This window comes from Candidatus Palibaumannia cicadellinicola (genome assembly GCF_000754265.1).
GTDB lineage: Bacteria > Pseudomonadota > Gammaproteobacteria > Enterobacterales > Enterobacteriaceae > Baumannia > Baumannia cicadellinicola_B.
Genome location: NZ_CP008985.1, coordinates 301063 through 313613, shown reverse-complemented (window position 1 = coordinate 313613; position 12551 = coordinate 301063). Strand labels below are relative to the sequence as shown.

The 12551-nt window shown below is 42.6% G+C and carries 12 protein-coding genes and 1 pseudogene; 1 reads left to right on the top strand and 12 read right to left on the bottom strand.

Annotated elements, in window-relative coordinates; genetic code table 11:
- Nucleotides 1-374: 374 nt before the first annotated feature.
- The 9 genes and pseudogenes from IM45_RS03775 to tcyN form a co-directional block, all read right to left on the bottom strand.
- Nucleotides 375-545, bottom strand: coding sequence for a tetraacyldisaccharide 4'-kinase (locus tag IM45_RS03775; protein ID WP_260086657.1), 171 nt, complete (start codon nucleotides 543-545; stop codon nucleotides 375-377).
- A 54-nt stretch (nucleotides 546-599) separates the two neighbouring features.
- Nucleotides 600-1439, bottom strand: a pseudogene (locus tag IM45_RS01460) (ABC transporter transmembrane domain-containing protein); the annotation flags it as partial.
- 131 nt (nucleotides 1440-1570) lie between these two features.
- Nucleotides 1571-1843 carry an integration host factor subunit beta gene (gene ihfB / locus IM45_RS01455; RefSeq protein ID WP_038498343.1) on the bottom strand — a complete coding sequence of 91 codons (273 nt, stop codon included), beginning with the start codon at nucleotides 1841-1843 and terminating at the stop codon, nucleotides 1571-1573.
- Between the two features lie 66 nt (nucleotides 1844-1909).
- Nucleotides 1910-3568, bottom strand: coding sequence for a 30S ribosomal protein S1 (gene rpsA / locus IM45_RS01450; RefSeq protein ID WP_038498340.1), 1659 nt, complete (start codon nucleotides 3566-3568; stop codon nucleotides 1910-1912).
- Between the two features lie 120 nt (nucleotides 3569-3688).
- On the bottom strand, nucleotides 3689-4363 hold the full coding sequence (gene cmk / locus IM45_RS01445) for a (d)CMP kinase (RefSeq protein ID WP_038498337.1): 675 nt from the start codon (nucleotides 4361-4363) through the stop codon (nucleotides 3689-3691).
- Between the two features lie 82 nt (nucleotides 4364-4445).
- Nucleotides 4446-5741 (bottom strand): 3-phosphoshikimate 1-carboxyvinyltransferase, encoded by a 1296-nt coding sequence (aroA, locus tag IM45_RS01440; protein WP_038498335.1) that lies wholly within the window; start codon nucleotides 5739-5741, stop codon nucleotides 4446-4448.
- A 30-nt stretch (nucleotides 5742-5771) separates the two neighbouring features.
- Nucleotides 5772-6857 (bottom strand): 3-phosphoserine/phosphohydroxythreonine transaminase, encoded by a 1086-nt coding sequence (gene serC, locus IM45_RS01435; protein ID WP_038498332.1) that lies wholly within the window; start codon nucleotides 6855-6857, stop codon nucleotides 5772-5774.
- Nucleotides 6858-6936: 79 nt separating this feature from the next.
- Complete coding sequence (gene gpmA / locus IM45_RS01430) at nucleotides 6937-7674, bottom strand: 2,3-diphosphoglycerate-dependent phosphoglycerate mutase (RefSeq protein ID WP_038498329.1); 738 nt, start codon at nucleotides 7672-7674, stop codon at nucleotides 6937-6939.
- A 112-nt stretch (nucleotides 7675-7786) separates the two neighbouring features.
- A complete protein-coding gene (tcyN, locus tag IM45_RS01425; protein WP_038498326.1) occupies nucleotides 7787-8563 on the bottom strand; it encodes an L-cystine ABC transporter ATP-binding protein TcyN in 777 nt (258 codons plus the stop codon).
- A gap of 433 nt (nucleotides 8564-8996) precedes the next feature.
- Between tcyN and yvcK the strand changes: the two genes are divergently transcribed.
- Nucleotides 8997-9908 (top strand): uridine diphosphate-N-acetylglucosamine-binding protein YvcK, encoded by a 912-nt coding sequence (gene yvcK, locus IM45_RS01420; RefSeq protein ID WP_038498323.1) that lies wholly within the window; start codon nucleotides 8997-8999, stop codon nucleotides 9906-9908.
- A gap of 5 nt (nucleotides 9909-9913) precedes the next feature.
- Here the strand turns inward: yvcK and bioD are convergent, their stop codons facing one another.
- The 3 genes from bioD to bioF are packed head-to-tail and all read right to left on the bottom strand — an operon-like array spanning nucleotide 9914 to nucleotide 12510.
- The gene (bioD, locus tag IM45_RS01415) at nucleotides 9914-10594 is read right to left on the bottom strand and encodes a dethiobiotin synthase (protein WP_038499528.1); all 681 of its coding nucleotides are present in this window, start codon (nucleotides 10592-10594) and stop codon (nucleotides 9914-9916) included.
- Nucleotides 10587-11360, bottom strand: coding sequence for a malonyl-ACP O-methyltransferase BioC (gene bioC, locus IM45_RS01410; protein ID WP_038498320.1), 774 nt, complete (start codon nucleotides 11358-11360; stop codon nucleotides 10587-10589). The genes bioD and bioC overlap by 8 nt, the downstream gene beginning before the upstream one ends.
- Entirely contained in the window at nucleotides 11344-12510 is a 1167-nt protein-coding gene (gene bioF / locus IM45_RS01405) for an 8-amino-7-oxononanoate synthase (protein WP_038498317.1), read from the bottom strand. The genes bioC and bioF overlap by 17 nt, the downstream gene beginning before the upstream one ends.
- Nucleotides 12511-12551: the final 41 nt, after the last annotated feature.

Genomic DNA, 12551 nt, shown 5'->3' with positions numbered 1-12551 from the left:
TTCAGTTCAGTTATTTTCAGCGATTCACAGCACTTCTTCGCTAGGCTAGAAGTTAATGCTAAGAGCGTGGCTTATCTGAGAATGCTACTTACTTCGCTGATGTCCAATGCCGGCTATCGCGACTACGGTTTTCAACTAAGTTAAAATACGGCACTCACCACTAAGTAGATTAATCGCCGCACCATGTTGAAGCTACATTGATAACTGCTTGTACTGTTTGTTACCTGGTTGCACGTTCGCGCATAAGATAAGTTGGTAATACCAAATCAACAATAGCATCGATCAACAACGGATATTCGTTAGCTTTACCGCCATATCCACGAGATACAAACAATACCTACCTGCTAGCCACGCTACTGTAATTGTTATACTAGCTACAGTACTACCGATATTTTACCATTGCCCAACCTATTACCACCAGCATTCCGGTTACTAACTACAACTACTGGTATAAATAAACGGTGTTTTTGACACCTACCATAACGGTAGCTGAAATGGATAAGATTGCTGACTAGACCATATAGCCAGGACAGTGGCAGCAACACAATGTAAAACTAATGATGCGCTAGACCAAATTTGATCGATAAAGTCTGTTGTATAAGCCATATTTTACCTTTCTGAATATTGTCAAAACTGGTCAGTAAATTAGCCATTGTCGATTTACCAGAACCAGAACGTCCAACTAGCGCAACAGTTTTTCCAGTAGGGATAGTTAAGTAAATGTCATGTAGCGATGGTATATTTTTTCCGGGATAGGCAAATGTTACATAGTTGAAAGCGCTGTCTCCTTTTACACGTTTAATTTCTCGTGTTCCTTCGTCTTTTTCTGTTTCCATATCCAAAATTGAAAACAGCGTCTGGCAGGCAGCAATACCACGCTGAAACTGTACATTTACATTCGTTAAGGATTTAAGCGGACGCATGATAGCAATCATCGACGAGAAAACTACAGTAATAGTACTAACGGTAAGCGTATTTATGATAGAAGGAAAACTAGCAGCAGCATAGAGTATCAGTGCCAAAGCAAGAGAGGCTAAAAACTGAATGAGTGGATCTGATAACGATGAGGCAACGACCATCTTAATACCTTGTTGACGTATACGATTGCTTACGTGCTTAAAGCGCTCATTTTCTATCTATTGTCTACCAAAGATTAACACCTCTTTGTGACATTGTAGCATCTGTTTAGCACGAGTAGTCACCTGCCCCATAGTCTTTTGTATGTTCTTACTCATCAACGCTTTGATACCAACTGTATAGCAACTGAAACTAGCGGTGCTATCACATTAGAGAAGCACCTTCACGGGGATTATGTTAATGAGCGCGCCGGAGCAGGAGAAAGCTACTTGCTCTGAATCATACGTGATACGGGAAAAAAGTATTCCAGTAGACTGTAGGTCAAAGAAAGATACTGGCATCTCCATAGCTGCGTTGAAAATGTAGATAGTTGGTGATCATTTAGTATCGTATGCATTTTAGAAGTAAGCATTAGAAGCATAGGACTATTTTACCCACTTTAACTAAGTATAGTAAAGTGGGTAGTTAGCCCATCCTGTCCTAACTGAAAAACTTAAACGTTAGCCCGGTCGCGTAACTCTTTACCCGGTTTAAAGTAGGGAACGTATTTACCTTCCAATTCTACTTTCTCTCCTGTTTTTGGATTACGTCCGATACGCGGGGCACGGTATCGAATAGAAAAACTGCCGAAACCACGTATTTCGATGCGCTCACCGCTGGCTAGTGTTGTTGCCATATGTTCGAGCATCTCTTTCACTGCCTCCTCAACTAATTTGGTTTGTAGATGCTTGCTAGCAAGCCTCTCAATAAGTTCTGACTTGGTCATGAATTATCCAAGGTTACACTGCTAAACATGAGTTTTTTTCTACTACACTCTACTCTCTAGTTATTACTAGCTTTTGGTAGCTGCTTTGAAAGCTTCAACCATAGCGTTGGAGAAGTGATTTTCTTCCTGCTTATTAGTTATCGTATTTTTATCATCAACTTCGTCTTTAGCGCGAACTGATAGGTTGACAATCCTATTTGTTCGATCAACCCCGGTTAATTTCGCTTCAATGTTGTCGCCAACATTCAATAATAGGGTTGTATCTTCTCTACGATCAGCTTCAGAAGTACGCAAATAACCTTCAACGCCGCTTGCTAATTCAACTGTAGCACCTTTAGTATCCACTGCGGTTACTTTACCAGTCACAAGCGTACCTTTCTTATTTAAAGATAAGTAGTTATGAAAATGATCGTCATCTAACTGCTTAATGCCTAAAGAGATACGCTCGCGTTCAGCGTCAACCTGTAAAACTACCGCAGCTATTTCATCACCTTTTTTATACTCACGCGCTGCTTCTTCGCCGGAGACATTCCAGAAAATGTCGGACAAATGAACTAGACCGTCGATACCTCCTTCGAGACCGATAAAAATACCAAAATCGGTAATAGATTTAATTTTTCCTTCAACGCGGTCACCTTTATCATGGTTTGCAGCGAACTTTTGCCACGGATTAGCTTGGCACTGTTTCAAACCTAGGGAAATACGACGACGTTCTTCGTCGACATCAAGTACCATAACTTCTACTATATCGTTTACGTTAACTACTTTAGACGGATGGATGTTTTTATTCGTCCAGTCCATTTCTGATACGTGTACTAGTCCTTCAACACCTGCTTCTATTTCAACAAAGCAGCCATAGTCGGTAAGATTAGTTACTCGTCCTGCCAGACGAGACCCTTCCGGGTAACGTTTAGCAATAGCAACCCATGGATCTTGCCCTAATTGTTTTAAACCAAGAGATACACGGGTGCGCTCTCGATCAAATTTTAGAATTTTTACAATAATTTCATCGCCTACATTTACGATCTCGCTTGGATGCTTAACACGCTTCCAGGCCATATCAGTAATGTGTAGTAGACCGTCTACACCACCTAGATCAACAAATGCGCCGTAGTCGGTAAGATTCTTTACAATACCTTTAGCTTCTATGCCCTCCTGCATATTTTCCAGCAGCTGATCTCGTTCAAAACTATTTTCAGATTCAATCACTGCACGACGCGAAACAACGACATTATTACGTTTTTGATCTAGCTTGATGACTTTAAACTCTAGTTCTTTGCCTTCGAGATGTAGTGTGTCACGAACAGGACGCATGTCAACTAAAGAACCAGGCAAGAAAGCACGAATACCGTTCAATTCAACGGTAAAACCACCCTTAACTTTACTATTTATTATTCCGATAACGGTTGCAGCTTCTTCGTAAGCTCTTTCTAGTATCAACCAGGCTTCGTGACGCTTGGCTTTTTCACGAGAAAGTAGAGTCTCACCGAAACCATCTTCTACTGCATCTAACGCTACATCAACCTGATCATTAACTTCTATTTCTAGTTCTCCCTGGGCATTACAAAATTGCGCTATAGGAATAGCGGATTCAGATTTGAGGCCAGCATCAACTAAAACCACGTCTTTGGCAATAGAAACTACAGTACCGCGAACGATGGAACCCGGACTGGTTGCGATGTTTTTCAGAGATTCTTCAAAGAGTTGAGCAAAAGATTTTGTCATATTTGATAATCTTCAAATTTTTTATTAACGTCCATCCTACTTGATGGGGTTGCTATACACGCCCTGTTACTTATCCTGCAACAGGGTAATTAAAATGACACTGTCTAGTCGTCATGACAATCAAAAAATTTTCTTGACATGCCCGAGAACCCTGGCTATCACTGCGTCGATAGTCAGCTTAGTGGAGTCAAGCACAAACGCATCTGACGCTGGCTCTAGAGGAGCCACAGTACGATTTCGATCACGTTCGTCCCGTTCTTTTATCGAAGATAAAAGGTGCTCAAAGTTAACATTAAAGCCTTTTTCCTGCAACTGCCGCATGCGGCGTTGCGCTCTTTCTTCTAAAGATGCATCGAGAAAAATTTTCACTAACGCATCTGGAAAGATTCCTGTACCCATATCGCGCCCATCAGCTATTAATCCTGGAGCAACACGGAACGCGCGCTGACGATATAGTAATGCCTCGCGGACCCGTGGAAAAGCCGCAATTTGTGAGGCAGTATTACTAATGATCTCGTTACGAATGACTTGGCTTATCTCTTTCCCTTCTAGTACCACGCTAAATTGCCCATTTTTTATAATCAAACGTACGTTTAGATGTACAGCTAACGATACCAGTGCTTCTTCGTTATCGATCAATATCTGATGGTGTAGCGCAGCTAGCGCTAATACACGATAAAGAGCACCGGAATCTAATATATTCCACTGTAATCTTTCGGCTAGAACTTGGCATATTTTTCCTTTTCCGGAACCGCTTGGTCCATCTACGGTGATGACTGGTACTATCACTGTCATTATCTTCTTTCTTTTTTCTGTCTCAAATAGCTAATTATATTGATGATTTATAATTATCAAACGGTAGAGGGTAGAGTAACAGTTATAATTTTATAATACTAATAGCTCTAAAGAGTTCAAAAAAATCTGGGAAGGTTTTATGGGTGCATTTAGGATCAATTATAGTAATGGGCGTATTAGATAGTGCTACTAGCGCGAAACACATGGCAATCCTATGATCGTTGTAGGTAGAAATATCTGCTGTTTTAAGCACAGCTGGAGGTTTTATAGATAGGTAATCCTTACCCTCTACCACCGTTGCTCCTACTTTACGTAATTCGGTAGCCATAGCCACCAGCCTATTGGTCTCCTTAAGACGCCAGTTATAGATATTACGCAAAGTTGTTGTAGTACCTGTATGAGTGAATAATGCCGTGGTAGCGATAGTCATTGCAGCGTCAGGAATCGCGTTCATGTCCATATCGATAGCATTAAGCGTACCACGAGTACATTCGATGTAATTATCTCCCCAACTAATGGTAGCTCCCATTTTTTCTAGCACATCTGCGAAACGGATGTCTCCTTGTACGCTGTGGCTACCGATTCCGGTCACTCTTACTGTACCGCCGCGAATTGCCGCAGCTGCTAGAAAATAGGATGCACTAGAAGCATCCCCTTCCACTAGATAGTTACCTGGAGAACGGTATTGGTTACCACCCTGAATATAAAAAGTCTGATATTTATTGTGTGGTACCACAATACCAAAACTTTTCATCATAGCTAAGGTAATATCTATATAGGGTTTAGAGACTAATGTTCCCTTGATACGAATATATCTATCCTGCGATGCCAGCGGTACCATCATTAGCAATGCGGTGAGAAATTGGCTGGATAAACTACAGTCTATTGTTATGTCGCCACTACAAAAACCTCCTCGTAAAAGTACCGGTGGATAATTATCCTGCTCTAGATAATATATTTCCGCACCACCTTGACGTAAGGCATCTACCAAATGTCCGATCGGTCGCTCTTTCATACGCTGATCACCGGTCAGAATAATTTCCTGATCTTGCAAGCACAGCGCTCCAGCAAGTATCCGCAAGGCAGTACCAGCGTTACCAAGGAATAACGATAGCGCGGTATTTACGCGTAGTGGGCTACCGATGCCATCTATCTCACAGCACCTGCGATCTGCAGATAAGCGATAGTTAATGCCGAGTTTACTCAAAGCTCCTAGCATGTAGCGTACGTCATCGCTGTCAAGCAAATTAATCAAACAAGTTGTACCAAAAGCCTGAGCAGCTAATAATAATGCGCGATTAGAGATACTCTTCGATCCAGGTAGATTAATGGTACCATTAACTCGTACGATAGGTTGTAGGGTTAGTAATTCTCGCATGTTAATAACTAGCTCATTTGCTTACTGAGTTTAGCCATGGCGGCTGGCGAAGCTTTGCATAAATTGAACCAGAGTCTGCACGCCTTCTAACGGCATTGCATTGTATAATGAAGCTCGCATACCACCTACCACACGGTGTCCTTGCAGCGCATGGAGTCCTGCATCTTTAGATTCTTCAAGAAACAATTCCTCTAAAGCATCATTTGTAAGTTTAAATGGTACATTCATGCAAGAACGATTCGCAGGTAGAACACTATTGTAGTAAAAATCGCTGTCGTCTATGGTACGATATAGTAGATCTGCTTTAGTTTGATTACGTTTCTCCATTTCAAATGGTCCGCCTTGGACCTTCAGCCATTTCAACACTAGACCGGAGATATACCAAGCAAAGGTTGGTGGAGTATTAAACATCGATTTGTTGTTAGCCAAGACCTGATAATCTAGAATAGACGGTAATGTTTTACTGGTCCGCTTTAGTAGATCATCGCGCACTATGACTAGTGTGAGGCCAGCAGGACCAATATTTTTTTGCCCACTTGCGTAAATAACACCGAACCTGCTCACGTCCAGCGGACGTGACAAAATAGTGGAGGAAAAATCAGCTACCACAATTTTATCGTCGAAATTCGGTAGCTCATCAATAGCAATTCCGTCAATAGTTTCATTAGGGCAGTAGTGCACATAAGCGCTATCGGTAGACAGAGACCATTCTCTCATCGGTTTAATACCTAGTCTATCATTGATATTAGTAATCACATTAATAATCCTAGGGCTGCAATATTTCTGCGCTTCTTTGGCGGCGCTATGCGCCCAGTAGCCACAGTAAATATAGTCCGCTGTCTTAGCTGATCCCAGTAGGTTCATTGGTATTGCTGCAAACTGTGCGCGAGCACCACCATGGCAAAACAATACCTTATAGTTCTCAGGAACGTTTAGTAGCTCGCGTAGATCTTGTTCTAATTCCTGCGCCACTTGAAGAAATTCTTTACTACGATGGCTCATTTCCATAATAGACGTCCCTAATCCATGCCAATTGCACAGTTCTTGCTTAGCATGTTGTAGTACTTCTGCTGGTAAGATCGCCGGTCCTGAACTAAAGTTAAAAATTTGATTCATATTAACTCACTACTGTTAAAGAGAAATTAAACAGTCAGAGTATGAGTGCATATCTGTAGTTCTAATAAATAATAATGTATTATTTCGCCATAAAAGCAACTTGAGCTGTAACTGGATCAGCATTACCTAAGTAATAATGCTTAATAGGTATCATATGATTATTAAATTCATATATCAGTGGTACTCCAGTTGGAATATTTAGTTTCATAATTTCTTTTTCACTGAGATTATCTAAGAATGTTATAATTGCCCTGAGAGAATTACCGTGTGCTGCGATGAATACTCGCTCACCTTTATTTATGCGCGGTAGGATAGCACTATTCCAATAAGGAAGAATACGATTGATAGTCATCACTAAACTTTCAGTAGTAGGTAGCTCATTAGCGCTCAGCTGAGCGTAGCGTATGTCATAGCCTGGAAAACGTTTATCATCGCTAGTCAATGCAGGTGGGGTAACGGTAAAGCCGCGTCGCCACTGTTTTACCTGTTCGTCACCATATTTTACAGCCATTTCAGCTTTGTTAAGACCCTGTAAGGCACCATAATGGCGCTCATTAAGACGCCACGATTTTTCGACGGGCAGCCAAGCTTGATCTAATTCATCCAGTACATACCATAGGGTGTGAATAGCACGTTTAAGTACTGATGTATACGCAAAGTCGAAGATAAACCCTTCCTCTTTTAGTACCTGCCCAGCCTGTTTTGCTTCGTTGCTACCTTCATCTGAGAGATCAATATCAGTCCATCCTGTAAAACGGTTTTCATAATTCCATAGGCTTTCGCCGTGACGTATTAACACTAATTTCCTTATCGTCATTGTATAAATCCTCAATTCCAGTAAACATAAGAAAAATAAGCTTAACTAGACGCTCAAGAGTTAGCTGGTTCTGGTAGTTCTATAGATATATCTACAAGCAAAATATAGTATATTATACTAAATTAGTCGTTCTATTTTGTGCACTAAGAAAGGTATTGAGAAAGGATTTCGTACGTTTATGCATAGGATGCGTGAACAGATCTAACGCTAGACCTTCCTCGACGATATGACCATCTGCCATAAAAATGGCACGGTCTGCTACATCGCGTGCAAAACTTATCTCATGGGTTACAATAACCATTGTACGCTGCTCATCTGCTAGGTTACGGATAGTGCTAAGAACCTCCCCTACTAGTTCTGGATCAAGCGCAGAAGTTGGTTCGTCGAATAATATAACAGCTGGGCGCATCGCTAAGGCGCGTGCAATAGCAACCCTTTGCTGCTGACCACCAGATAGCATTTTAGGAAAAACGTTCTGTTTATCGCGCAGACCAACCTTATCGAGTAGCTCGATTGCTCGGGCTACTGCTTCTTCACGCTGTTCCTTTTTTACCACAATCAGACCTTCGATAATATTGTCTAGTACTGATCTATGCGGAAAAAGATTAAAATTTTGAAAAACAAACCCTACCTGCTGACGTAGGTTACGAATCTGGTTTTTTTGACGATGTAACGGAATACTAGTATCAATGGTGATATTGCCCACCTTAATAGAACCACGGTCCGGTATTTCTAGGAGATTAATACTCCGTAGTAAAGTTGTTTTACCGGAGCCGCTGGGACCTACAATAGCTAAAACTTCACCGACATGTACCGTTAAATCAATATTTTTGAGCACCGTGTGATCATTAAACTTTTTCATAATGCCTTTAACGGCAATAGCAATCATTACTTCTCCAAATTTAGTACTAAGTACCGTTGTAGTGAAAGGTCACATTGACATGAATTAGTGAAATTATTGATATATATCTCTGATAAATATTCGTACATTGACAGCTTAGCGAGAGAGGGCGCTTTGTTATGTAATAGCATTAAATATAAGCCAAGCGAGCCTCAGCTCTTACTGATACTAATAGAATAACACAAGTCAAGTTATACAGTGATTCTATACGCAAATAATCAATTATCATAATTTTCCAGATATAGATATACCATCATATAGATATACCATCTGATCAAACATCTTTAATTCATACGCTCATCCTAAAAGCGGAATTTCATTTGCTCTGAGTTATTTCGCTTTTTGAGCTAAATTAGCTATTTTATGCCTCATTCGGCATTAGACACCGTCTTTCTTAATTGCCAGGATTGCCAGGAGATGTATGCACAATCGAACTTTAGCCGATTTAGATCAAGTAGTGGCATTAGGTGGCGGACATGGATTAGGTAGGGTGATGTCAGCACTTTCCTCACTAGGCTCACGATTGACTGGCATTGTAACCACAACTGATAATGGCGGCTCGTCTGGTCGTATCCGTAAGTCGGAAGGAGGTATAGCCTGGGGCGATACTCGTAACTGCCTTAATCAACTGATTGTTGAGCCTAGTATTGCATCCGCGATGTTTGAATACCGCTTTGACGGTCAGGGAGAATTAGCCGGTCACCACCTCGGCAATCTGATGCTTAAGGCGCTAGATAATCTTAGCGTGCGACCGCTAGAAGCCGTAAATTTTATTCGTCATCTGCTTAAAGTAAATGCTAGCCTTATTCCGATGTCTGAACACCCAATAGATCTGCTGGCAATCACGGCTAGCGGTGAAATTATTTACGGAGAGGTGGCAGTAGACCGGTTAAGAGAGTTACCAGCGCAAATGAAACTTTCGGCAGTCGTACCAGCCACGCGCGAGGCGCTGCAAGCTATTACGGATGCTGATCTGATTATTATTGGTCCAGGTAGTTTTCTGACTAGCTTGATGCCATTATTATTACTCGATGACTTAACTCAAGCGTTACGCCATACTAGTGCACCTATGATTTATTTAGATAATTTAGGTCGTGAGCTCAGCATAGCTGCTGCTAATCTATCATTAATACAAAAAGTAATCATGATGGAACAGGCTATAGGCCGCGAAAAAGTCATTAATGGAATGATTATTGGGCCTGGTGTTACATCAGGTTCGATAAGCGAACGTATCGTCATTCAGCTACCACTGGTAGCTACGGGCGAGGAACACTATCACGACCGTACTTTATTGCGTCAGGCATTAGATGTTATCTTACCATTATTAGACTAAACATCTCACCTAATAATTTTGGCTAAATCTATATAATTAGCTAATGATACTCTATCAATGTCGCTTAGCCACGGAATTTCACCTATCAATGGCATATCTAGCCTATTACGCAACGCTACCAAATAGTCTTGCGGGCGGTGTGTCGTTGGTTGTGGGTAGTTGGCAATCCAACCAACTAGTTGTAGACCTAACTGCCGTACTGCTAGTGCCGTCAGCAGAGCGTGATTAATACAGCCTAACTTGATGCCAATAACTAATATTACAGGGAGTCGCTCAGCGCTTACCCAGTCACTATAGAGAAGTTCGTCTCCTAGAGGAGTAAACCAACCACCTGCACCTTCTACTACAATCCAATTAGATTGCATTTCGATCACTCTGAGCCCATTAGATAGCTCAGAGAAATCTATATTCCTTCCTTCTTCGTGGCAAGCGATATGGGGGGAAGTAGGCTCAATAAAAGCTAGTGGGTTCACCTGCGAATAACACAACGTTATATTGCTATTAGCTAGCAGTGCTAATGCATCGCTATTGCGAGGTCCGTCAAGGGTGAGATGACAACCGGCAGCTACTGGCTTATAGCCAGCAGCCCGATGGCCAGCGCGAGCTGCAGCCTGTAGTAACGCGCAGGCAGCTATGGTCTTACCGATATCAGTATCGGTTCCAGTGATGAAATAACGTTTAGTCACGATAGAGCACTCCATAAACTAGTTGATAGCTTAGCGGTAATCCTAGCGAATGCTTAGGCCAGGCTTCCTCCAGTGCGCGGAAGCGAGTACGGCTAGTCAGCCCTGATGGACGACCTTGGTATAAATAGCTAGCGCCTACCCCTTGAATTTCACGCAACAAATCTATCAATTGCGAATAATGTAGGGTTTTTTGTTCTATGACTATTTGGTGGTTATAGGGATTGAAAGCTGCTGCAATATCTAGATATGGAAGAAAACGGTTAATATGCATACCATTGTCGACTTGCCTCCATGCTTGTTCTAGTTCATCAAGAGATCCCTGGGCTAAAGTGGATACGGCTAGGACCCCACCTGGACGTAGTATACGGTGAAATTGTGCTAGCACCTGCGGTAAATTTTCGCACCACTGGACAGCTAGGTTACTAAACACACATTCAACAGCTGCCGTCGCTAGCGGTAGCTGCTCGATATCACCGATAATATAGGCGTCCGCTGAGTTTTGTTGTTGGGCACTCGCTAGCATGGCAAAAGAAAGATCTAACGCAATCACCGAATTACCATCACGTTGCCAGCAACGGCTGAACCATCCGGTACCGCAACCGGCGTCTAGAAATAACTTACCGTGTCGGGGACCCATCAATGACCTTAAACGTTCGCCACAATCACGTTGAAAAGCTGCGTAGCGATCATAATGCGGCGCTGCACGGCTAAAACTACGAGCTATACCTTTTTTATGGCGGATGGCTAGATTACGTGTGCTTAACATTAGCCAATGCTTCCAGTAGTTGTTGAATATCCCCGTACTTATGGGCGGCCGTCAGGGTTATACGTAGGCGAGCGGTACCAGATGGCACTGTGGGTGGACGAATAGCGGTTAACCATAGGCCACGTTCCCGTAGCTTGTTTGCCAAAATTAATGCACTGAAATTATCGCCTATTAATAGTGGCTGAATAGCTGTTTCTGATGGTGCTAACGCATAACCAAGTGCCTGTGCACCATAGCGAAAGCTATCAATATAGTATCGCAACCGCTGACGTAAGACTTCTCCCCGACCGCTACAGATAACAGTAAGAGCTGCGTCTATCGCTGCTACTGTTGCTGGAGGTAGGGCTGTGCTATAAATCAGATGCGTGGCAAACTGTAGTAGATATTCTGCAACGGGTACCTGGCACAAAACTGCGGCACCACTCACCCCTACCGCTTTACCAAACGTCACTATTAGCACATCCGGACGAGAGTCTTTATCCCAGCAACATCCGCGTCCCTCTGCACCTAATACACCGAAACCATGGGCATCATCCACCATCAACCAGCCATCTACAGTATGTGTACATTGTATCATCGCAGGCAATGGCGCCTGATCGCCATCCATGCTGAAAACACCTTCTGTGATTACCAAGCGGTTACCAACACAAAAGCGTTGCAGTAACCGTTGTAACGCACTAACGTCGTTATGGCGAAAACGTCTTAGCTCCGCCGGAGATTGAATAGCCGCTTGAATTAAAGAGGAATGGCTCAAACGATCCGCTAGAATATGATCGCCAGCTGCTGTCAATGCGCTTACGACTGCTTGATTAGCGACATAACCAGAGCAAAATAATAATGCACGTGGAAAACCAAGCCAGTAAGCTAACCGGCTTTCTAGCCGCTGATGTCTCAGACTATAACCGATAACATGGCCCGAACCACCCGAGCCAATTCCTTCCTCTACTGCCGCCTCCTGCCAGGCAGCAATAACCTCTGGGTGACGCGCCAGCCCAAGGTAGTCATTACTGGAAAAATTTAGATAACGTTTGCCCTGGTAGATCAATATACGGTTATTACCGCAACTTACTTGCTTGCGATATCGATAAGCTTGTTCATGCTGCCGCAGGACTAAAGCTTTTTCGATACGCTGTATCCATGAACCAGCCATTAGCTAGCTGCATTGTAATATTGCTTAGTTAACAACGTCCT